At 57.7% G+C, this 21,407-nt stretch carries 17 protein-coding genes and 2 pseudogenes; 8 read left to right on the forward strand and 11 right to left on the reverse strand.

Annotated elements, in window-relative coordinates:
• Positions 1-166: 166 nt before the first annotated feature.
• The 6 genes from CUN63_RS26155 to CUN63_RS26180 all read right to left on the reverse strand — a co-directional run bounded on the left by CUN63_RS26155 (position 167) and on the right by CUN63_RS26180 (position 6,353).
• Complete coding sequence (locus CUN63_RS26155) at positions 167-1,204, reverse strand: GTP-binding protein (RefSeq protein WP_129443726.1); 1,038 nt, start codon at positions 1,202-1,204, stop codon at positions 167-169.
• Positions 1,201-1,812, reverse strand: coding sequence for a UbiX family flavin prenyltransferase (locus tag CUN63_RS26160; RefSeq protein WP_129443727.1), 612 nt, complete (start codon positions 1,810-1,812; stop codon positions 1,201-1,203). The genes CUN63_RS26155 and CUN63_RS26160 overlap by 4 nt, the downstream gene beginning before the upstream one ends.
• Positions 1,809-3,194: a UbiD family decarboxylase gene (locus CUN63_RS26165; RefSeq protein ID WP_129443728.1), complete on the reverse strand. Its 1,386-nt coding sequence runs from the start codon at positions 3,192-3,194 to the stop codon at positions 1,809-1,811. Before CUN63_RS26165 ends, CUN63_RS26160 begins: the two co-directional genes overlap by 4 nt.
• A 117-nt stretch (positions 3,195-3,311) precedes the next feature.
• The gene (locus tag CUN63_RS26170) at positions 3,312-4,217 is read right to left on the reverse strand and encodes an amidohydrolase family protein (protein WP_129443729.1); all 906 of its coding nucleotides are present in this window, start codon (positions 4,215-4,217) and stop codon (positions 3,312-3,314) included.
• Positions 4,218-4,221: 4 nt separating this feature from the next.
• On the reverse strand, positions 4,222-5,151 hold the full coding sequence (locus CUN63_RS26175) for an amidohydrolase family protein (RefSeq protein WP_090183042.1): 930 nt from the start codon (positions 5,149-5,151) through the stop codon (positions 4,222-4,224).
• Positions 5,152-5,462: 311 nt separating this feature from the next.
• Positions 5,463-6,353 (reverse strand): LysR substrate-binding domain-containing protein, encoded by an 891-nt coding sequence (locus CUN63_RS26180; protein ID WP_129443730.1) that lies wholly within the window; start codon positions 6,351-6,353, stop codon positions 5,463-5,465.
• A gap of 118 nt (positions 6,354-6,471) precedes the next feature.
• On the opposite strand from CUN63_RS26180, the gene CUN63_RS26185 reads away from it, so the two are divergent.
• The 3 genes from CUN63_RS26185 to CUN63_RS26195 are packed head-to-tail and all read left to right on the forward strand — an operon-like array spanning position 6,472 to position 10,075.
• Positions 6,472-6,936: a (2Fe-2S)-binding protein gene (locus CUN63_RS26185; RefSeq protein WP_129443731.1), complete on the forward strand. Its 465-nt coding sequence runs from the start codon at positions 6,472-6,474 to the stop codon at positions 6,934-6,936.
• Positions 6,936-9,149, forward strand: a complete 2,214-nt coding sequence (locus CUN63_RS26190) for a molybdopterin cofactor-binding domain-containing protein (protein ID WP_129443732.1) — start codon at positions 6,936-6,938, stop codon at positions 9,147-9,149. Before CUN63_RS26185 ends, CUN63_RS26190 begins: the two co-directional genes overlap by 1 nt.
• Before the next feature lie 5 nt (positions 9,150-9,154).
• Positions 9,155-10,075: a LysR substrate-binding domain-containing protein gene (locus tag CUN63_RS26195; RefSeq protein ID WP_129443733.1), complete on the forward strand. Its 921-nt coding sequence runs from the start codon at positions 9,155-9,157 to the stop codon at positions 10,073-10,075.
• A gap of 32 nt (positions 10,076-10,107) precedes the next feature.
• Here CUN63_RS26195 and CUN63_RS26200 read toward each other — a convergent pair.
• Positions 10,108-10,391: pseudogene (locus CUN63_RS26200) on the reverse strand (IS5/IS1182 family transposase); the annotation flags it as partial.
• Between the two features lie 159 nt (positions 10,392-10,550).
• Between CUN63_RS26200 and CUN63_RS32405 the strand changes: the two are divergent.
• The 5 genes and pseudogenes from CUN63_RS32405 to CUN63_RS26230 all read left to right on the forward strand — a co-directional run.
• Positions 10,551-10,625: pseudogene (locus CUN63_RS32405) on the forward strand (VOC family protein); the annotation flags it as partial.
• A 442-nt stretch (positions 10,626-11,067) separates the two neighbouring features.
• The gene (locus tag CUN63_RS26210; RefSeq protein ID WP_129443734.1) at positions 11,068-12,192 is read left to right on the forward strand and encodes an HDOD domain-containing protein; all 1,125 of its coding nucleotides are present in this window, start codon (positions 11,068-11,070) and stop codon (positions 12,190-12,192) included.
• A gap of 267 nt (positions 12,193-12,459) precedes the next feature.
• The gene (locus CUN63_RS26215) at positions 12,460-17,010 is read left to right on the forward strand and encodes a PAS domain S-box protein (RefSeq protein WP_129443735.1); all 4,551 of its coding nucleotides are present in this window, start codon (positions 12,460-12,462) and stop codon (positions 17,008-17,010) included.
• Positions 17,010-17,957: a diguanylate cyclase gene (locus CUN63_RS26220; RefSeq protein WP_129443736.1), complete on the forward strand. Its 948-nt coding sequence runs from the start codon at positions 17,010-17,012 to the stop codon at positions 17,955-17,957. Before CUN63_RS26215 ends, CUN63_RS26220 begins: the two co-directional genes overlap by 1 nt.
• A 341-nt stretch (positions 17,958-18,298) precedes the next feature.
• Positions 18,299-18,457, forward strand: a complete 159-nt coding sequence (locus CUN63_RS26230; protein ID WP_256657595.1) for a transposase — start codon at positions 18,299-18,301, stop codon at positions 18,455-18,457.
• Between the two features lie 174 nt (positions 18,458-18,631).
• On the opposite strand, the gene CUN63_RS32810 is transcribed toward CUN63_RS26230, so the two are convergent.
• The 4 genes from CUN63_RS32810 to CUN63_RS32420 form a co-directional block, all read right to left on the reverse strand.
• Positions 18,632-19,192, reverse strand: coding sequence for a hypothetical protein (locus tag CUN63_RS32810; protein ID WP_178082651.1), 561 nt, complete (start codon positions 19,190-19,192; stop codon positions 18,632-18,634).
• A gap of 144 nt (positions 19,193-19,336) precedes the next feature.
• Positions 19,337-19,468: a hypothetical protein gene (locus CUN63_RS32415; protein WP_256657596.1), complete on the reverse strand. Its 132-nt coding sequence runs from the start codon at positions 19,466-19,468 to the stop codon at positions 19,337-19,339.
• 230 nt (positions 19,469-19,698) lie between these two features.
• A complete protein-coding gene (locus CUN63_RS26240) occupies positions 19,699-20,166 on the reverse strand; it encodes a PRC-barrel domain-containing protein (protein ID WP_129443738.1) in 468 nt (155 codons plus the stop codon).
• Between the two features lie 529 nt (positions 20,167-20,695).
• The gene (locus tag CUN63_RS32420; RefSeq protein ID WP_256657597.1) at positions 20,696-21,319 is read right to left on the reverse strand and encodes an MBL fold metallo-hydrolase; all 624 of its coding nucleotides are present in this window, start codon (positions 21,317-21,319) and stop codon (positions 20,696-20,698) included.
• Between the last annotated feature and the right edge of the window lie 88 nt (positions 21,320-21,407).

Raw genomic sequence — 21,407 nt, forward strand, 5'->3', positions numbered from 1 at the left:
TCCACTGTGGGAGCGGGCTTGCTCGCGAAAGCGGTGGATCAGGCAACGATGATGTCGACTGACCCACCGCATTCGCGAGCAAGCCCGCTCCCACAGGTTTTGCACCTGGCCTCAGGCATTTCGTACTGTGTGCCCGGAGCCGCCATCCACCGACTCCGGGCCTTGTTCAGCCTGCCAGGCAGGCGGCAAAGCCTTGGTTCAACGCCGCGCGGTCCAGGTCGCGGCCGATGAACACAATCTTGCTGGAGCGTGGTTCGGTGCCCCATGAGGTGGAGGCACGGAACTCGACAAGACTGTGCACCCCTTGCAGCACGTAGCGCTGATCCTGATCCACGACCGCCAACACGCCTTTCATGCGGTAAAGGTTGTCGGCCTGCTCGGTGCGCAGCGTGCTTATCCAGCGGTGGAACGCGCCCAGGTTCACCGCGCCGTCCACGGCGATGCCGACTGAAGACACGCTGGGGTCGTGGTCATGATCCAAATCGTGATGATGTTCATCGGCGTGGTGATCGTGCTCCGAGCCGATTTCCATCAGTTTTTGCGTGGACTCGAAAGCACCGATACCAAGGATCTTCGACAGATCGATCTCGGCGTAGCTGGAGGTCACCAGATCTGCGGTGGCATTGAGACCCCGGATCTTGCCGCGCAGCACCTCCACCTCGTCCTCGCTGACCAGGTCGATCTTGTTTATGACGATCCGGTCGGCACAGACGATCTGGTCCACCGCCTGGTTATCGACGCCATCCAGTTGCAGGTCTTCCAGATGCTGGGCGATGTGCTTGGCGTCGACCATGGTCACGATGGCGTCCAGTTCCACTTCATCGGCAATCGGGTCGTTGATAAAAAAGCTCTGCGCCACCGGGTACGGATCGGCCAAACCACTGGTTTCGATCAAGATGTGATCCAGCCGCACCGGGCGTGCCACCAGTTCGCGGACGATGCGCACCAGGTCCTCGCGCACCTCGGCGGTGCAGCACACGCAACCGTTGACCATCTCGTAGATTTCTTCGGTCTCGGAGCTGAGCACCAGGTCGCCATCGATGCCGACTTCGCCGAATTCGTTTTCGATCACGGCAATCTTGCGGCCGTGGTTCTCCTTGAGGATGTAGTTGAGCAGGGTGGTTTTGCCGGCGCCGAGGAAACCGGTAAGGATGGTCACGGGAATTTTGCGGTTCGGGGCAGGGGCGTTGAATGGGCTGTTCATGCGAGCTCCTTTGTTGTTGCGAAATGGCCGGTGGCCGATGGGCCGGGTTCACCCCAGCGCAGCGCGGTCCCGGCGTCGAGGCCGAACAGGTCGAGGACACGGCCGAGGCTGTGATCGACCATGTGCGAAAGGGTTTGCGGGCGGGCGTAGAAGGCCGGCACCGGTGGGGCGATGATCCCGCCCATTTCGGTGACGGCGGTCATATTGCGCAGGTGGGCGAGTGTCAGCGGGGTTTCCCGGGCCATCAACACCAAGGTCCGGCGTTCTTTCAAGGTGACGTCGGCGGCGCGGCCGATCAGCCCCGAGGAGGTGCCGGTGGCAATCTCCGCCAATGTGCGCATGGAGCACGGCGCGACCACCATGCCCAGGCAGCGAAACGAACCGCTGGCGATTCCGGCGGCTACGTCGTCGGAGCGGTGATAGTGGCTCGCCAGCGCGGTGACGTCCGCCAGTTTGTAGTCGGTTTCATGGGCCATGGTCAGCAGCGCGGCGCGGCTAATGATCAGGTGGCTTTCGATGTTCAGTTCAGTCAGCAACTCCAGCAGGCGCACGCCGTAGATGAACCCCGACGCGCCGCTGATGCCGACCACCATGCGCTGGCGGTTCATGACGGATAACTCTTCAGCAGATTGAGTGCGCGCGCGACCACGTCCTGATCCAGTTGCGCCTTGATCCCGTCGAACCCCGAACCGCGTGTGGCATCGAGGCCCATGCGCGACGTGGTGCCGTTGACCGAGGACGACGGGTCCAGCGGACTGCCGGGCAAACCGTCAATAACGAACATATCCTGATGCGGCTGAAAGTGCGTGGCCAACGCCCACAGCACCTGGCTGTCATCGGTGATGTCTATGTCGCTGTCCACCGCGATCACGGTTTTCAGGTACGGATCCCAACCGAGCAAGGCCAGCATGATCTGCCGCGCCTCGCCGTCGCGGCTTTGATCCAGCGCCACGTAGCAATGAAAGTGCGTGCCGGAGTTGGGGTAGTGCACGGCGGTGACGGCGGGAAAGCGTGCCTTGAGTTTCTCGCTCATCTCCGCTTCCCGGGGCAGCCGCGCCAGGGTCAGGTGTTCGGCGTAACGCCCGCCGACCACGTCCACCAGCCAGGCGTCCTTGCGACGCATCAGGGTGTCGACCCGCAGCACATTATTGGTCGAACGGTCCGAGGAGTAACCGCTGAACTCGCCGAACGGACCTTCCTCGGCATAGGCCGCCGGGTCGATGGCGCCTTCCAGGACGAACTCGGCATAGGCCGGTACGCCGATGCCATAGCGCGGTGTTTTGACCAGCTCCAACGGTGCGCCGAACAGGCCGCCGGCCACTTCGCGTTCATCGCTGCCGAACGGTAAACGTGCTGCTGCGGCAAGCATAAACAGCGGGTGTGCGCCGACCACCATCGCCACGTGCAATTCTTCGCCGCGTTCGCGGGCGGTTTGCAGCATGCGCCACAGGTGACCGCGCGAATGCAGGCTGGTGGCGAGAGTCTGCCGGGCATGACGCATCGAGCGGTGATAGCTCATGTTGGCGATGCCGGTGACCGGGTCTTCGGCAATGATGATGGCGTTGGTGATGTACGGTCCGCGATCACTGTCGAAGTGCTTGAGCATCGGCAGCAGCGCCAGGTCCACGGCTTCGCCTTCGAAAATCTCATCCAGCACCGGACCGGTTTCCACGTAGCGGGGCGCAATCGGATGATTGGCGCGGGTCTGGAAAGTCTCGTGCAACTGCGCCGGGGGGACGCCGAAGATCCGCGCGATGCGGGTCCGGGAAGCGAACAAATTGGTGGCCACCGGCACGCCGAGCGTGCCGACATTTTCGCAGATCAGCAGCGGATCGCGACCTTGGGTGGCCAAGGCATCGACCAGTGCGGTGACGTCCTGGTCTGCCGAAAGCGATTGGTGAACGGTCAGCACATCGTCCGGGTATTGCCGGCGATAGGCGTCGATGAAATCGTGGAAGTCCTGGGTGTCGCCGAGCGTAGAGAGGGTCATGGTTTCACCTCGTAAAAAGCAGGCGCGCAGGGCTGAGGGCGACGCTCGATCGACAAGCCGTTGGCCTGCCGGTCGATCGAACGCCGGTTCTTCTGTACGCCTGAAAAGCTTCGGTTGTTACAGGTAAGTCGTGGTCAGACGAATGTCCGCCTCGATCAGGTCCTTGGGTGGCGGTGTCGGTTCGATGCCGCACAACCGGGCGATGTTGTTGCCCAGGTAGTCCTCAAGGTGATCCTCATCGATCCCCAAGCCCTGCGGTGCCGGCGAACACAGCACTTCCAGTTCCCGCAGCCACATGCCCGGTTCGTTCGGTGGCGAGTCGGTGCCGAAGACGATCTTGTTGCGCGGCAGCTCCTTGGCGAACTCGACGATCCGTGACTGGAAGCACCAGCCGGATTCGCAGTACACGTTCGGCGTGTCCATGGCCATCCAGAACGCTTCGAACGAGTAGTTGCCGCCGGTCTGGATGCCGAAGTGACCGATGATGAAGTTGACCATCGGGAACTCCCGGATGATCGGGTAGAACATCGTCGGGATGGTGTACGGGCCGTCGCCGGTATGGATCAGCACCACGATGTTGTACTTGGCGCAGACCTTCATTGCCGGACGCAGCCAATCGAGCGCGCGGTCCGGGCGATAGCCGTGCATGTTGGCGTGCAGCTTGAGCATCTTGAAGCCGTATTCCTTGATGTGGAACTCCAGCTCCGCCGCACCGTTTTCCGGTCCCCAGCGCGGGTTGAAGTTGAAGTTGCCGATAAAACGGTCTGGGTATTTCACGCAGAGTTCGGCGATGTACGACATGTAGTCGCGCACGCCTTCGCGGCCCCGGCGGTTGCCGTCGCGGTAACCGGTGTTGCCCGGTGGCGGCTGGATGAAACCCATGTCGATGCGGCGCGGTTTGCCGTTGATCATGTACGGGCCGTCCATCAGCTTGAGCATGCGCTCGCCGGTAAACGGTTCACCGGTGTGGCGCCAGGCCTCATCGACCAGGTTGGTGGGGTGCAGATGGGTATCGATAATCATCGGTTCAGCTCCTGGCCAATTGGGTGGTGACTGGGCGCTTGAGTTGCGCCTCGGCTTCGGACACGGAACGCGGCGGCGGGGTTGGCTCGAGGCCGATCATCCGTGCGGTGTTGTTGCCCAGGTATTCTTCGAGGGTGTCCTCGTCGAGGTTCAGTCCTTGGGGCGGCTCATGGCAGAGCACTTCAAGCAACCGCAGCCACATGCCCGGCTCGTTCGGCGGGGTGTCGGTGCCGAAGAGGATCTTGTGGGTCGGCAGGACCTTGGCGAACTCGACGATCCGCGATTGCAGGCACCAGCCCGATTCGCAGTAGACGTTGGGCAATTCCATCGCCCACTGCATTGGTTCGAACACATAGACGCCGCCGGTCTGCACCCCGAAGTGCGCCATGATGAAATCGACGTTGGGGAATTCCTTGATCATCGGCACCCATTCCGACGGGATGCTGTAAGGCCCGTCGCCGGTGTGCAGCTTGACCGGGATGCCCAGCTCGGCGCATTTCTCGAAGGCCGGACGGACCCAGTCCAGCGCGCGATCCGGGCGATAGGCGTGCATGTTGGCCTGCATCTGGACCATCTTGAAGCCGTGTTCCTTGACGTAGCGCTCGATTGCCTCGACGCCGTTTTCCACACCGCAGCGCGGGTTGTAGACGAAGCAGCCAATGAAGCGATCCGGGTAGGTCTGGACCATCTTCAGCGTGTAAGCCATGTAGGCATCGATGGACTCGCGTCCGGTGAGGTCGCCGTCGGTCCAGGTGTAAATGGTGTTGCCTTGTGGTGGCTGGATGAAGGCTTTGTCGATGCGGCGAGGTTTGCCGTTGACCATGTAGGGGCCATCCATCATCTCCAGCAGACGCTCGCCGGTGAACGGGTCACCGTCATGCCTCCAGGCGAGGTCCACCAGGTCGGTGGGATAGCAACTGATATCGATGATCATTGAAGTCGATCTCCTGATAGCGGGGAAGGGAACCTTGCGGTTCGCAGCAGCCATGTCCCGGGCAATCGGCCATTTCTATGCGCATTGCTGCGCATTCCCTCGCCTGGTCGCACCCGGCTCGGGACGCTGGCTGCTTGGGAAGGAGTATTGGAAGGGGGGATCGGATTCGTACAATATTAATTGGGCGAGGGGTTGATACGTGTTCGATATCGGGCAGGTTTTTGTGGTGGATGTTCGGACCTTTTTCGCGAGCAGGCTCGCCCACAGGGAAACGCATTCCAGATGTGGGAGCGGGCTTGCTCGCGAAGGCGTCAGATCAGTGTTTGCAGAGCCAGCGTCTTGATCACCTCAACCACCGGCGCCACCCGCTCGGCCTGTCCCGGCGGCCACACGGCGTAGAGGTTGTAATGCGCCGCAATCTTCGCGTCGTTCAGTTCCACCAACCGCCCCGAACGCAACGCATCCGCCGCCAGCAACCCGCGCACCAGTCCCGCGCCAACCCCAGCCTCGGCGGCAGCAATCAGGTTCGCCGCATTATCAAAAACCACTCGCGCCCCCGGCTCTGTCGGGGTCATTCCCGCGGCATCCAGCCAGGGAATCCACGACCGGCGCGTGTACCCCAACAAAGGTAATTCCAGCACCTGCGCGGGAGTAATCGGCACCTGCAAACCATGCCTTTCCAGCAACGCAGGCGATGCCACGGCCCGGACGCTATCGCCACAAATCTGCGACATCTCGCAGTCTTCCCAGTCGCCATATCCGTAGCGCAACGCCAGGTCCACCCGCTCGAACGAACTGCGATCCGACCGCGGCATCGACAGCAATACCACTTCATGGTCAGGCAATAAATCGAGCAGTTCCGGTAGCCGTGGATTGAGCCAGCTCTGGGCCAACTCGCTGTCCACATCGATCGTCAACCGTTGCGCGACGCTGCGGTTTTTCACCGAGGACAGGGCCCGATCAATCTGCGCCAACCCATCGGACAGCACGCTGGCGAACAGTTGCCCGGCATCGGTGAGGTTGCTGCCGCCGCCTTCGCGGACGAACAGCGGCTGGCCGATGAAGTCTTCCAGGCTGCGGATCTGCTGGCTGATCGCGCTGTGAGTCAGGTCGAGCTTGCGCGCGGCGCTAGAGAAGCTTCCGCTGCGAGCCGCCTGGATAAAGGCACTCATGGACTGCACCGACGGGTATCGCTTGTACATGCTGTTAGTCCTACTTACACAGGATGGCAGAAATCGTCGCTGGCCCGATTTCTCAAGGCTCCCAATAATCCGATCACCAGGCCCGCACAAAGACGGGCCGCTCTCTTGGAGCCTGACAATGATCGAATTCACGGTAAACGGCGAACGACACGAGTTGGTAGAGCCATCGCCCTCCATGCCCTTGTTATGGGTGTTGCGAGACCACTTGAAACTCACCGGCACCAAGTTTGGTTGCGGCATGGGCCTGTGCGGTGCCTGTACCGTGCACCTGGACGGTGTCGCGGTACGTTCCTGTCAACTGCCGGTCGCCGCCGTGGCGGGGCACAGCATCACCACCATCGAAGGCTTGTCGCCCACCGAACAGCATCCGCTGCAACTGGCCTGGGTTGCCGAAGATGTCCCGCAATGCGGTTACTGTCAATCCGGTCAGATCATGTCCGCCGCCGCGCTGCTCAACACCGGGGCGGCGGTCACCGATGACTCAATCCGTAACGCCATGTCCGGCAACCTGTGCCGCTGCGGCACTTACGGGCGAATCAACAAAGCCATCAAGCGCGCGGCTGCTGCGCCGAAGGAGGCGTGATGTCTTTTATCGACGACACTCAGGTCGAACTGCCGCGCCGCATTTTTCTCAAGCAAGCCGCCACCGTCGCGTCCGGTCTGGCGATTGCGTTTTATCTGCCCACGGGCTTAGCGGCGACGGATCCAAAAGTGCCTGCACCTGCGGCTGAATTCGAGCCTAACGCCTGGGTTCGCGTGCTGCCCGACGGCACGGTGAAACTGGTGGTGCACAAGCACGATTCCGGCACCGGCACCCAGACTGCATTGGCTGCTTGTGTGGCTGAGGAGCTGGATGTCAACCCGATGACGGTGCAGGTGATCACCCCGGAAAATCCGTTCTTCGAGGCCTACATTCATCCGATCTGGAAAGTCTATTCCACCGGTGGCAGCACCAGCGTGTCGCTGGAATACGATCGCTTGCGGATGGCCGGCGCGACGGCCCGCGCACTGTTGATTGCGGCGGCGGCCAAACAGTGGAAAGTCAGCCCGGACAGTTGCAACACAAAAGAGGGTCGCGTGGTGCATACCGCCAGTCGGCGCAGCCTTGGTTACGGTGAATTGGTGGGTGTCGCCGCGCATTTGCCGGCACCCGCCAAGGTCACTCTGAAGGACCCGGCGCAGTTCAAGTACATCGGCAAACTGCGGCACAAGCGCGATGCGTCGGCCAAGGTCTGCGGGCGCTTCAAGTACAGCATCGACGTGGAATTGCCGGAGATGCTGGTGGCGGTGATTCAGCGCACGCCAGTGGTTGGTGCGAAAGTGCTGGCGTTGGACTCCAGCGCTACCCTGCAAGTGCCGGGTGTGCGGAAAGTGATTGCGATTCCTGGCAGACCTGACGTGCTGGGCGGTAATCAGGAGGGGGTTGCCGTGCTGGCCGACAACTACTGGGCCGCCCATCAGGGCCGCGAATTGCTCAAGGTGCAATGGAGCGACTCGCCCCTGGCCGGATTCGACAGCGATAAACTGGCGACGGCCCAAGCGGCGGCCATTGACGACAAGACCACACAACGGGTGTCAGCCATGGCGGCGGGAGATGTAAGCGCTCAATGGCCGAAAGCCGCGAAGCTGCTCGAAGCCGACTATCGCATGCCGTACAAGGTGCAGAACCCGCTGGAGCCGATCTGCATTACAGCCGAGGTGAAGAATGACGCCATTACCTACTGGGGCGGCGTTCAGGTGCCATCCTCGGCGCTGGAAGCTGCGCAAACGGTGTGCAAGATCGCCAAGGACAAGGTCACCATCAACGAGTTGGTGTCCGGTGGCAGCTTCGGGGCGCGGGAGGCCAAGTACTGGTTGTTCGAAGTGGCATACCTGGCGCAGCAGGCCAAGGTGCCAGTCAAGTTGATGAACAGCCGTGAAGACGAAATGCGTGCGCTGTTCATGCACCCGGCGACTCTGCATCGAGTCAAAGGTGCGCTGGATGCTCAGGGTCGGTTGACCGCGTTGCAGCTCAATGCGGTGTCGCCCGCCTCGCCGGAGCAGTGGGAGCCGGGCTATTTCGAACGCCCCGACCACATGGACTACAGCACTACCGAGGCTATCACCGCGTGGGACTTTGCTTATCGTCCTGCGAATCTGGACCTGGTCTGGGTCAGGCACGAAAGCAACGTGCCCAGCGGCTGGTATCGCTCCGTGAGTTTCATTCCCAATGTGTTTGCCGTGGAAAGTTTCATGGACGAACTGGCCCACAGCTCGGGACAGGATTCGTTGGCCTTTCGCCTGGCCAACATGCAAGGCCGGCCCCGGCACGTCGCGGTGCTGAAGAACGCCGCCGAACGTGCCGGTTGGGGCCAGCCATTGCCGGAAGGGACAGCCTTGGGGATCGCCACCAATCAGGGTTACACCAGCTTCATCGCGGTGGTCGCCAGACTTTCGAAAAAAGACGGTGTGATCAAGGTCGATAAGCTCACCTGCGTGGTCGATTGCGGCTTGGCGGTGTCGCCGGGCGGTGTCGAAGAGCAGATCTACGGCGGCTTGATGTGGGGCCTCGGCCACGCGCTGTTCGACCGCATGGACATTAAACAGGGCAGGGTGGTGCAGAGTAACTTCCATGATTACCGGGTGCCCCGGATGTCGGACATGCCGGCGATAGATATTCTGGTACTGGACGGCGAGCCGAGCAAACCTGGAGGTGTCGGTGAACTGGGCAGCCCGTCGGTGGTCCCGGCCATCGCCAATGCGCTGTTCAGCTTGACTGGTGTGCGCCAGCGCTCGACGCCACTGACCCTGGGATAGCCGTCATGGACTTGCGATTGCTGCGGTATTTCATGGCCCTTGCCGAGGAGTTGCACTTTGGCCGGGCCGCCACGCGCTTGCACATCTGTCAGCCGCCGCTGAGCCAGCAGATTCGTCTGCTGGAAGAGGAACTGGGTACGCCGCTGTTCGAGCGTAGTCATCACCGGGTCGAGCTGACGGCAGCCGGACAGATGCTCAAGGAACAGGCGCCGCTGGTGTTCGAACAACTGAACCGCGCGCTGGACCTGACGCGTCAGACCGGTCGTGGTCAGTTGGGCGAGCTGGAAATCGGCATGATCAGTTCGGTGATGGTTGGCGTGCTGCCGCGGGCCTTACACCTCTTCCGCGAGCGCTATCCTCAGGTGTCCTGGCGGCTGCATGAAATGACGCCGGCGGCACAGGTCATAGCGTTGAAGGAGAAACGCATCGATGCCTGTGTGTTCCGGGTCGGCTATGACGATCCGCAGTTGCGCAATGAACTGCTGATCTACGAGCCGATTCGCGTGGTCATGCCTGTCGATCATCCTTTGGCTCGATGCGAAAGCCTGGCGCCGGCGGACTTGGCACAGGAGCCTTTTGTGGCGCTGGAACTCAAGCAGTCGCGATTTGCTGATTTTCTCTATCAGTGCTGCATCAAGGCCGGTTTTACCCCACAAATCCGCCAACAGGTGATCGAGGTTCAAACCTTGCTCAGCCTCGTGCAAGCCGGTTTCGGTGTGGCGTTATTGCCAGCGTCCATCGAGCAGCTGGCGCCAGCCGGCCTGGTGTTCCGCCGCCTGACCCCAGCGTTGCCGGAAGTGCCGTTGTACGTCACTTACCGCGCAGACGATGACTCGCCGGTGCTCAAACTGTTTCTCGATACGTTGCGCGAACGAGTTCTCGAAGAACGCCAGCAACCCCTTCTCAATTCCATAACGCGGATTTGATTTATTGTGAATATCGACATTGCCGTCAAAAAGACGCTGGAGAAACGCCAAATCAATGCCTGGCCAGCCGGACAAATGTATTCATTTTTTTGAAGCGTCGTAGATGAAGGCATCATTGTTAAAACGCCCGTCGGCTTGGCTGCTGAGGTCATTGGCTTGGGCACATAGGCGGTGATATTAGCGTCGTGACAAGCCAGGATTTCCCCGCTTTTGAAGTAACCGCGGTCAGCCACTACCGACAGCATTTCTGACGCCATCGCCTCGCGGGCCTGCTTGGCCATTGGGTGAGCTGATCGCGGTCGGAACGCGCTGAAGTCCTCAGAAATCATAGCAATGGTTCGCGAAGGTGCTTATACACACCTGACGAAGGAATTATCACGTCCAACCACCTCACCCGGATTGAGTACTTCCGCTACCTGCAAGGCCCCAAAGAAGCAAACGTGCTGCGCGTCGTGCTGCCTGACGGGGGTTCCAAATTGAATACGAAAGGCCTGAAGACAAATTCACTTTCCTGTCCTTTCAAGGGAGTCAATTGATGCTGGAGCAGGATGATTTGTGTCCATTCGACACGGCCCCCTCAGTAGGGGGCAGAACAATCCCTCGGGCGTTGAAATATAACCATTCGGAAAAAAATGGGTCGAGTGTCGCTCGGGCCGGTAGGCAATACCATTTGAATCCAGCATATTTTAGGGGCCGGGAGCAGGGAGCAGCAGGACGGAACCACTCGAGCAATTCCGCTATCGCAGCATTCATGAATCCCCGCCTGCCTATTTACCTGCGAGCTGTTTGCTTGCTTGTTTAGTTCGCCGGTGAGGAATAGATTCGGTTTTGAGCGTTTTCACACCCAAAATTGAAATGGATATCGCCGTGACTCAATTCCGATTGCTCGTTCAGAACTGCACTCCTGACGCCAGCGACCTCTACTTCGTCGTCCAACAAGCCCGGGCCGCTAAGCCTTGCGAAATGGTGCATCAATCCAGTGCGGTGACCGAATGCGCGTGATGATTCTGGATGATGACCCCTGGATAGCAAACCTTCTGGAACAGCTGGTTTTGAGCATCCGTCCGCTGGCGCAAGTCGATTGCTTTGGCGATGTTGCCAGTGCCTTGTATGCCTGGCAGCAGAGTGCCTACCAGATGGTCATGGCCGACTGGAATCTACCGGATGCCAGCGGTGTAAGCCTGTTGCAAACGATTCGTGCACAGGATCTGAAAATACCGCTGATTATGATCACCGGACGTTCCGATCGAGAAAGTGTCTTGGCAGTCAAGTCTCTCGGGATCAGCGCGTTTTTTACCAAGCCGTTTCAAGTGTCGCGTGTCGTTGATTGCCTCAAAGCGCTCCTTCCTGCCGATACGGCTGTGCAAGTGCCCGCTGTTATTGATGAAAACCTGATCGACTATCTTAGTGGATTATCCACCCATGGGCTGGATCTGCCGTTACTCGCTCAGGTGAAGGAAAAACTCCAGCGTGGATATGGGGGAGAGCAGCTGGATATTCGCGATTTGGTCCAGGATTGGCAGCATGATCCGGCGCTGTGCGCTCATCTGATTGCGGCAGCCAACAGCGCGGCGTATCACGGGGTGGGCCAACCCTGCACCAGTTTGATCGATGCCATTAAACGATTGGGCGGGCTTACCAGTGTGAATCTGGCGTTAAGCCAGGCCCTGCGACAGACCAATACCCAAACCAATGGGGTGCTGATGACCTGCATGCAGTCTTATCTGGATGATGCCGAGGGTCTGGCTGAACAGGTTGTTTTCCTGGCTCGACGATGCAAGCTGGATCCGACGCCACTACAGAGTGCTGCGTTGCTGCACCGGATGGGCGAGCTTTGTGTGCTTTACCAAATCCAGAAGTGGGAGGGCCAGGGGCATAGGGTGGATGAAGAACTGCTCACCCATGCCCTGCGTGATTTCGCCGCCCCCTTTGCCATCAAGTTGAAAGCCGCTTGGGGACTCCCTCAAGCACTGCGTGAGTTGATAGGTGCGATCTATGCGTTGCCTCCCATGCAGATACGCCGCGAACAAGTGGTCATGCGCCTTGGGTCTGCTATGAATAATGGAGAGCCTGAAGCGGACCTCAAAAGACTGCAACGATTGGCGGGCCTGGCCTGAGCGCATTCGGGGACACCAACAGGACATCTCACCGCCGAAAAGCCGGGCGAGGATTTTTTGTTATTAGATACAAGGGATTTGCGAGGGCCAAAGGAATGTGCGACAAGACGTTTATCTATATTTCCGTCCTATTCCCTTGGCTCAAATATGCACATTTTTATCCACGGGGTTCAGGGTTAATGTGATGCATACGAACTAAGTTGCAGACGCTCTCAACAGGGTTCTAATTTTAATATTGAAGGCTTGAAGGTCTTCTGTAATGGGACAATGCGGGTGAGAAAACATAAGTTTTTTGCATTGAGCTGGGGCGTAACCATCACTCTGGTGGTGGGGTTAGGGGTAAGCATTCTGGGTGGCTGGATCCTCGAACGCATCAACGAGCAGCAGGCTCAAGAAGCGATCGCCGCCGCCACCGAGGAAGCCGCGGAGTTGGTTTTAACTCGCCTCGGTCTTTACCAATACGGATTGCGTGGCGCTCGTGGCGCGGTGCTGACAGCGGGTGAGCATGGCATCAGCCGCGAAGTTTTTGACCAATATCACCAAACGCGCGACCTCGCTGCCGAGTTCCCCGGCGCAAGTGCTTTGGGCTTTATCAGGCGAGTACCGGAGCGCGATGAACGCGAGTTTCTCAAATACGCTCGGGCCGATGGCAAAGCCGATTTCTCCATTCGTCAACTCTCACCCCATTCAGGCGAGCGTTACGTTATCCAGTATGTCGCACCAGCTGAGGGAAACCAGGCTGCAATTGGTTTGGACATTGCGTCGGAAACCGCACGGCGAGAGGCTGCCCAATCCTCGATACAAAGCGGTAGGGTACGGATTACCGGGCCCATCACTCTAGTGCAGGACACAGGGAAACCGCAGCAGTCTTTCCTGGTGTTGATGCCCATCTTTCGCGGCGCAGAGACACCGGCGACCGCTGTTGAGCGAGAGGCCGCAGCGTTTGGCTGGAGCTATGTCGTGTTGCGGACAGAGCAGGTACTGAGGGGCCTGCGCATAGAAAATGAGGCGGTGCATCTGCGGCTGAGGGATATCACCGTCCCAGGGCGAGAGAAGCTGTTTTATGAAAGCACGGACGACTCGACTAGCCATGAAACGCTGATGACCCACCAGGTGGAGCGCGAGGTATACGGGAGGCAATGGCAAGTTGAACTCAGCGCGCACCCGTTGTTCATCCAGCGCCTGCATCAGGTTTCACCAAAGGTCGTCCTGTTGATGGGTGGTTTGCTTACTCTACTTCTGGCTACGCTGGCTAGTGTCGTGAGTGTCAGCCGTCAACGCCGGCGGCAGATATTCGCCGAGCAGGCAAGACTGGCTGCCATCGTCGAAAGTTCGGCCGACGGCATTATCGGAAAAACACTCGATGGCATCGTCACCAACTGGAACAAAGGGGCCGAGCACCTTTTTGGCTATACCGCCGAGGAGGCTGTGGGCCAGACACTGGTCAGTCTGGTTGTTCCTGAGGAGCGTGTCGCTGAGGAAGATCATATCCTTGCGCGCATAAGGGCCGGGGAGCGTATCGCCAGCTTTGATACTCAACGCCGTCGCAAAGATAGCCGGCTGATCGATGTCTCCGCCAGCATTTCACCGATTTATGGCGAGGGTGGTCGCGTCATTGGCGCCTCCAAGACGTTAAGGGATATCTCGGCAAAAAAAGCAGCAGAGGCCCGAATTCTCGAACTCAATTCCAACCTGGAGGAACAGGTTGCGCAACGAACTTCCGAGTTGCGGCATCTCAATCTGTTGTTGGGCACTGTGCTGCGCTCGGCCACCGAGGTTTCGATCATTGCGACGGATCTCGATGGCGTTATCCGTGTGTTCAACAAAGGTGCCGAGCATTTGTTGGGTTATGACGCCGATGAGTTGCTGGGTCAGCACACACCTGAATCGATCCATGTACCAGAGGAAGTCGCTGCTCGCGGCGTTGAACTGAGCGAGGAGTACGCTCAGGCCATCGACGGTTTCCGTGTGTTGACCCATAAACCTGAGCTTGAAGGTGCAGAAACCCGGGAGTGGACTTACATACGTAAGGACGGCTCGCGGTTTCCTGTCACGCTGGTGGTCACCTCCATGCGTGATGGCGACGGGAAATTGAGCGGCTACCTGGGCATCGCGGTGGACATCACAGAACGTAAAGCGGCGGAAAGGGAGCTGGCGGCGAGCCTGGAGACGACACAGAAACAACGTAGTGAACTGATGGCGATTCATGATCAGTTGCTGATGGCTGCTGAAGTAGCCGAACTGGGCGTCTGGTCCTGGACGTTGGCGGACAATGCCTTGCAGTGGAATGACCGCATGTTCGAGTTCTACGGTCAGCCACTGACGTTGCGCAATAATGGACTGAGTTATCAGCACTGGTATTCGCGAGTTCACCCCGACGATGCGGTGTCAGCGGCTGAAAAGCTGAGTGCCGCCGTCGAGGGGAGTGGTGTGTACGACACCATTTTCCGTGTCGTCCGCCCGGACGGCCAGATCCGCTTCATACAGGCAGGTGCGCAGGTCGAACGCAGTCCGAGCGGTGCGGCGCTGCGTGTGACGGGTATCAATCGGGACATCACCTCCCAACGCGAGCTGGAGTCACACCTGCTCTACGCCAAGGAACAGGCCGATACCGCGAGTGCGGCCAAGTCTGCCTTCTTGGCCAACATGAGCCATGAAATACGCACGCCGATGAACGCCGTGCTGGGCATGTTGCAGTTAGTGCAGAACACTGACCTGAATGGTCGTCAACTCGACTATGTGACCAAAGCACAGTCTGCTGCGAAATCCCTGCTGGGCTTGCTCAATGACATCCTTGATTACTCCAAGATTGAGGCCGGCAAGCTGCAACTCGACGTGCACCCGTTCGAACTCGAACCGCTCATGCGTGACCTCTCCGTAGTGCTGGCCGGCAACCAAGGTGAGAAAGAAGTCGAGGTCATGTTCGACTTGGACTCCAATCTACCCAACGACCTGATCGGCGATAGCCTGCGGCTGCAACAGGTGCTGATCAACCTGGCGGGTAACGCCCTCAAGTTCACCCTGGAAGGCCAGATCGTGGTCAGCGTCGAGCAACTGATGCGCACGGAAAACTCTGTGAGCTTGCGCATCGCCGTTTCTGATACCGGTATCGGTATCAGCCCGGAGCAACTTCAGCGCATTTTTGAAGGATTCACTCAGGCCGAGGCTTCAACCACCCGCCGCTTTGGCGGCACCGGTCTGGGCTTGGTAATCTGTAAGCGGTTGGTCAGCTTGATGGGCGGTGAACTTCAGGTGGAGAGCCAGCGGGGTATGGGAAGCCGCTTCTGGTTCGATATCACCCTGGATGTAGCGCCCAGTTCGCTGCTGAGATCTGACAGCCCTGGAGTCGATGTGTCCATACGGATACTGGTCGTCGACGACAACGCCATGGCGGGTGAATTGCTGTTGCGAACCGTTCATGCATTAGGGTGGCAGGCCGACCACGTGAGTGGTGGCACGCTAGCTGTGGAATGGGTGAAAAACGCCCAGGCGAGAGGCGAAGCCTACGACGTGGTACTGATGGACTGGCGGATGTCCGATATGGATGGGCTGAGCGCTGCGCAATTGATCCATCAGCAGGGCAACGGCGTACCTCCTCCAATGATCATTATGATTACCGCTTACGGCCGTGAAGTGTTGGCCGACGCAAGCGAGATGGGAGACGCTCCCTTCGTGGGGTTTCTCACCAAGCCTGTCACGCCTAAGCAGTTAGCCGACGCTGTTCAGCGAGCACTCAACGGCAAAGGCCTTGCGCAGCCCCTCCCGTCCAAGTCAACTGTTGGCAGGCCGCAGCGTCTGGCTGGGCTGCGGCTATTGGTGGTGGAAGACAACATGCTTAATCGGCAGGTTGCCGATGAGTTACTGACAGGGGAAGGCGCTCAGGTGATGCTGGCTGAAGGTGGGCTGGAAGGTGTGAGCAGGGTGATGGCTGAGAAGGTGCCCTTCGACGCCGTGTTGATGGATATTCAGATGCCGGATATTGATGGCTTGGAGGCGACCCGTCGCATTCGATCGAATCCACGCTTTGCAGCGCTGCCGATTGTGGCGATGACCGCCAATGCCTCCAATACCGACCGTGAGGCCTGTCTTGCTGGGGGGATGAACGAGCATGTCGGCAAGCCTATAGATCTGGAACAACTTGTCGCAACGCTGCTGTTTCAGGTGGGCCGCGAGGATAGCCAGGCATCTCTAGCCTTGAGGGAAGCCAAGATAGGAGAAGGCGTCATCGAGTCTCGTGCATCGATCATTGATCGTTTTGGCGGTGACCTCGAGTTGATCCGCAACGTACTGCGTAACTTTGGCCCGGAGCTAGAAAAACAGCTTGTCCGGTTGCACGATCAGATCCAGCGGCAAGACGCATCGGGGGCCGCTTTCGTGCTCCATTCCATTAAAGGCAGCAGCGGGACCATGGGTGCCAAGGCGGTGTCGCTACTGGCCGGCGACCTGGAGCACACACTAAAACACGGCGATGCAGAGTCTGTAGCGAGCCTCTTTGCTGACGCAACATGGTTTGACGAATTGAGCAGATTACTGCAACAAAGCCTTGAGCAGATGAATGTCGACTTTGGTCAGAGCCCGAGCGCAAAGGTCTGTGTTGACTCCGAATTGATGTCGCTCACGCAATGGCGAGAATCCCTTGAAGAGATTTTGCTATTGCTGGACGCGGGTAACCTTCAAGCCATAGAGCTGGCAGACGCATTGGCGTCAAAAACGCCGCCATCCCTGCGCCCACAGTTCGACGAACTGGTTGTCATGGTGCAGTCACTAGACTTTTCCGCTGCGATGCCGATTGGTCGTGACCTTTTGAGATCTGCCTGATGGAACAATCGATGGAAACCTGGTTACCACATCCCCATAACCGCCCAAAACTCCTCATTGTTGACGACCAAACGATTAATATCCGGGTACTCCATGAGTTGTTTCGTGAGGACTGTGATGTGTTCATGGCCACCAGCGGTGAGCAGGCGATCACGGTATGCCAGACCCAATCACCCGATCTGATTCTGTTGGACGTGGTTATGGAGGGCGTGGACGGGCATGAAGTATGCCGTCGACTCAAGGCTGACCCTGCGACCCAGGACATCCCCATCATTTTCATTACCGCACAGCAGCAGGAGTCGGATGAGGTACTAGGTCTGGAACTTGGCGCGGTGGACTTCATCAGCAAACCCATCAACCCAATCATTGTCAGAGCCCGTGTGCGAACACACCTGACTCTGAAACTACAGAACGATCTACTGCGTTCCATGGCATTAATGGATGGCCTTACTGGAGTGGCTAATCGACGCAAATTCAATGAGGACATATTGGCGGATTGGCGCCAGTGCTTTCGAGAGCAAAAGCCGCTGTCGCTCATCATGGTGGATGTTGACTTTTTCAAACGCTACAACGACCAATATGGGCACCAGGCTGGGGATGGCTGCTTGAAATCTGTTGCCCAAGCATTGTCTGAAACGGTTAGACGCCCCTACGACCTGGTCGCTCGGTATGGTGGCGAAGAGTTTGCCTGCATCCTACCCAATACAGATCTTTGCGGAGCGGTCCAACTGGCAGAAAAAATGCAAGAGCATATTCGGGCGCTGGGTATCGAGCATTCTGCATCTGATGTAGCTCGTGTGGTAACTCTTTCTCTAGGCGTCGCCACATTGACGCCCACTGACGACCATGAATTTCACACGTTGATAGAGGCTGCGGACAAGCAACTCTATGAAGCGAAGAAAGCTGGTAGGGCCCGGGTATGTTCATCTGCAATGTCGTCCAGTTAAGGATTTTTCCCTTTGCTGACCGCATTTTCAGCTCGGTGTACTGATCGTTGAGAGTGTTGGTGCGGTAGTGCCTACATGGGGGCTGTCGACTAACCTTCACCAGTCCTGACAGCGCGAAAAAGGTTTGAGCTGACTTTGTCTCTGACGGTGCCGCAGAGGTCACCTTGAGAATCCTGGTCAAGCGCACGTGCTACCTCACGGAAGCTTTTCCCAAAACCTCACCACTCTCGCGTAAAGCGTATCCGTCCGGCCAAGTCACCTTCCAAGCCCCGCAAAGCCAAGACATGGTGTGCACTTAAATTTAAGTGGGCACCAGTTCTAGCCTTTTAAGCGGGTATTTCATGCAGCCAACACGCCGTTCCTATTCCAAGTCCTTCAAGGCTCAGGTCATTCAAGAGTGTGCCCAGCCCGGCGCTTCGATTGCTAGCATTGCCCTTAGCCATAGCCATAGCCATAGCCTCAAGCTCAACGCGAACGCCCATTTCATAGTGTATTTCTGATGGCCGCTGAACTCCACGCCGGCCAGGCCACAAAGCAAGTAGGCAGAGGCCACAAGAGGGCTGAGCAAGTGGACAGGTTGGCCCACCAATGACGCTCGTCCGATTTCTGCAGCGGAGATGCCATAGGCCGCTGCAGCTTTGGCAAGAATTGGCAGGACACCATAGTAGAAGGCGTCATTGGACATGAAGAAGGTGTCCGGAATACTCGCCAACGCAGTGATCGGAGCCATGTATGGGCCCCAGGTCTCTGGCAGCATTGGCAGGAAGCTTGCTGGCATCGCATTGACCATGCCGGTTCCGGACAGGATGCCTGCCAGGATGCTGGCCGCGAGGAAGATCGCGATCTGATTCAAGGCCGTCGGCGCGTGGGCAGAAATTCGGCAACGTTGATCCTGCATGTGCAGTTAGTTGATCGGAGAATGCGACCATGAACAAAATGGAGAGTGGCAACACCTCTGTTACCAGACCAGCCATCAAGCCCACCGTCAGACAGGGGTTTAACCAGAACAGCTTTGGACGACGCAGTTCGGCACTTTCATCTGACATGGATGGCAGACCTTCGTCGTCAGCCTCATCGTCAAACACGGTGGCGGCAGCGCCCACCGATAAGCGCAGCGTGCCCAAGCGTTGACGCTCAAGAATACCGATGAAGTAAGCCAGCGCCATAACCCCCAGGAAGCCCACCACCATGACCGGAATCAGCGGGACAAACAGCTCGGAGGTATCAACCTGCAAGGACGCTGCGGCACGGGCCAGTGGACCGCCTCACGGCAACAGATTGGTCACGCTCGCCGCAAGTATCACCACACAGGTGAGTGATAACGGCGAGTCGCAGGCGCTTGAACAGCGGCAGCATCGCGGTGACGGTAATCATGTAGGTCATTGAACGTCACCATCCAGGAATACTAGACCTGCCAGCAGCGCGGCAAAAACCACGGCCTTCATCGGGTCGCCGTTGATCAGCTTGATGAATTTGCGAATGATCGGATCGAACAGACCGGTATCGAACATCTACGGCGCAAGGCGCGAGCACGCCAGTGGTGCGTTTTTTGAACTGGCGCTGGCTGGGACCGAGCCTTGGATTCGGCGGCGGTCAGCAGAATCCACCCTAACCCTTGCTGCCGCCGACACAGCCATTTGTCACCGCAATGCGCGCCTTAGGGTTTGGCACCCCCAACGCCAGCCTAAGCATGTCGTTGTTTTGCTCGGCGCGCATCACTCTTCGTTTTGGATAGGGACGGTTAGCTCCTGTCGATACTTTGTCTCTGGACAGTATCGTAATCGAAGGGTTTAGTTCCATAGAAAGAATGGATTTCTGTTGCCCAAGACTTGTCGGCCATATTAGGCCAACTGTCCTTGTCAAAGCCTGGTGCATTTTCCAAGCGCTCTTTCTCTATATTGAGTACGAAGCGCTTATTGAGTGTATCGAGTGACAATGCATTCCAAGGTACCGCAAACAGTTTTTCTCCCATGCCAAGAAAGCCACCAAAGGATAGAACGGCATAACTCACTCTACCGCTGCGAACATCCAGCATGATTTCCTTAATATCTCCCAAGTCCTCTTCATTATGGTTATAAACATCATTTCCAATGAGCGTGTCTGCACCCATCAGGTCGGGCCCAGGCCCAGGCCCCTGTTCCTCGGAGCCGGAATCTCGTAGGAGGTTGGTTTTGTACATGCCATAGGTATCGCGATCTTCATAGTTCATTGCTATCTCCTATCAACAATCAACAATCAATCAGAAAATGTATATGCAGCCTTTATGGCTGTATTATTGAGAGTCACCCGCTTTTGAAAAGTTTGAATTTTTTTTCGAGTGACGACGAATGGTAAGTTGGAAATAAAAATAATATTTAATCAGCTTTTAATTAGGATGCTTTGTGTTGTTTTATATATTGGCATTCACCTGCATTGCTTATCCTATAGACCTGAATAAAGCGATTTCCTGTTGTGGCAACTATGTCTCCAGCTTGCATATAACCTCATAAATATGACGATTAAGTTTTGCCCGCAACTGTAACCAAGCTCAGTCAGCGAAGCGAACTAATTGAGTGATAGTCCATATAGGGAACTCCAGTAAAGTCCGGAGCAGGACATCAAAGCGGCAGGCGAATGTCCGCTTCTGGTCGATTGTGTTGAAAAAGTCGGTCCATCCAGACTGCCTGCATACTGACCGCAGAAAACGCCTTTTTTGCGCGTTGCTACGCGAAATCTGAGCGCGGAATCCTCTGCTCAAATTAAAGATTTTCAATCTCAAACGCGTACTTTTCTGCCGTAGAAACCATGGCCGACTTTTTCAACAGAATCGGCCGATTGCTGCCTGTCGTGACGGGCAGTAACCCAAAGCAGTCAGTCATGAAGGGCAGAAAACGGCCGTTTTTGTTGATTCGACTGAGACATGGAACGGTTCTTTTCTGGTCAACGTCTGAGTCCAGGTGCCGTTGCGTGGTCTTCGTGTTGACGCTCACGCATTCGCCAAACACGGTCACGTCATATACCTTTTCGCGTCCGATAGTGGCCTGCTGGTGCATGAGCCGGATCGTGCCTTCGGTGGCATATACAGTGGCCCCTGGGAACCGCTCGAGGATCTGTTCAGTGCCGAACCAGTGATCGCCATGTCCGTGGGTCACGTAGATGTATTTCAAGTGCTTACCGGATTGCGCAACCCAGTCGCTGACCTTTTGCGTTTGCTCACGGCTCATTGGCGGATCGATCAGCACAGCGTCGGTTTTCCCGAAGATCAGGGTTGAGGTGATCGGCGATGAAACGATGCGATCACCATTGGGTAGGCGTTTATCGCTAGCCCTAGTTACCCCGTCAGTAACGAGTACTTCATAGGACAATGCCGAAGGGTGGGACATATCGTTCTCTCCTGTACTTTTCGCTGCTGTGGACTCGGCAGCGCCTGATAAACAGGAGGCCGTGACCAAGATAGTGGTGAGCAGTGCT

The organism is Pseudomonas sp. ACM7 (genome assembly GCF_004136015.1).
Classification (GTDB): Bacteria; Pseudomonadota; Gammaproteobacteria; order Pseudomonadales; family Pseudomonadaceae; genus Aquipseudomonas; species Aquipseudomonas frigoris.

Excerpts from the sequence above, each read along its gene's own strand:
- CUN63_RS26175 (WP_090183042.1), bottom strand. The coding sequence starts at position 5,151 with ATGATCATCGATATCAGTTGCTATCCCACCGACCTGGTGGACCTCGCC.
- CUN63_RS32420 (WP_256657597.1), bottom strand. The coding sequence starts at position 21,319 with ATGTCCCACCCTTCGGCATTGTCCTATGAAGTACTCGTTACTGACGGG.
- CUN63_RS26180 (WP_129443730.1), bottom strand. The coding sequence starts at position 6,353 with ATGTACAAGCGATACCCGTCGGTGCAGTCCATGAGTGCCTTTATCCAG.
- CUN63_RS26160 (WP_129443727.1), bottom strand. The coding sequence starts at position 1,812 with ATGAACCGCCAGCGCATGGTGGTCGGCATCAGCGGCGCGTCGGGGTTC.
- CUN63_RS26230 (WP_256657595.1), top strand. The coding sequence starts at position 18,299 with ATGCAGCCAACACGCCGTTCCTATTCCAAGTCCTTCAAGGCTCAGGTC.
- CUN63_RS26195 (WP_129443733.1), top strand. The coding sequence starts at position 9,155 with ATGGACTTGCGATTGCTGCGGTATTTCATGGCCCTTGCCGAGGAGTTG.
- CUN63_RS26220 (WP_129443736.1), top strand. The coding sequence starts at position 17,010 with ATGGAACAATCGATGGAAACCTGGTTACCACATCCCCATAACCGCCCA.
- CUN63_RS26155 (WP_129443726.1), bottom strand. The coding sequence starts at position 1,204 with ATGAACAGCCCATTCAACGCCCCTGCCCCGAACCGCAAAATTCCCGTG.
- CUN63_RS26185 (WP_129443731.1), top strand. The coding sequence starts at position 6,472 with ATGATCGAATTCACGGTAAACGGCGAACGACACGAGTTGGTAGAGCCA.
- CUN63_RS26240 (WP_129443738.1), bottom strand. The coding sequence starts at position 20,166 with ATGAACTATGAAGATCGCGATACCTATGGCATGTACAAAACCAACCTC.
- CUN63_RS26210 (WP_129443734.1), top strand. The coding sequence starts at position 11,068 with ATGCGCGTGATGATTCTGGATGATGACCCCTGGATAGCAAACCTTCTG.
- CUN63_RS26215 (WP_129443735.1), top strand. The coding sequence starts at position 12,460 with ATGCGGGTGAGAAAACATAAGTTTTTTGCATTGAGCTGGGGCGTAACC.
- CUN63_RS26190 (WP_129443732.1), top strand. The coding sequence starts at position 6,936 with ATGTCTTTTATCGACGACACTCAGGTCGAACTGCCGCGCCGCATTTTT.
- CUN63_RS32415 (WP_256657596.1), bottom strand. The coding sequence starts at position 19,468 with ATGTTCGATACCGGTCTGTTCGATCCGATCATTCGCAAATTCATCAAG.
- CUN63_RS26165 (WP_129443728.1), bottom strand. The coding sequence starts at position 3,194 with ATGACCCTCTCTACGCTCGGCGACACCCAGGACTTCCACGATTTCATC.
- CUN63_RS26170 (WP_129443729.1), bottom strand. The coding sequence starts at position 4,217 with ATGATTATCGATACCCATCTGCACCCCACCAACCTGGTCGATGAGGCC.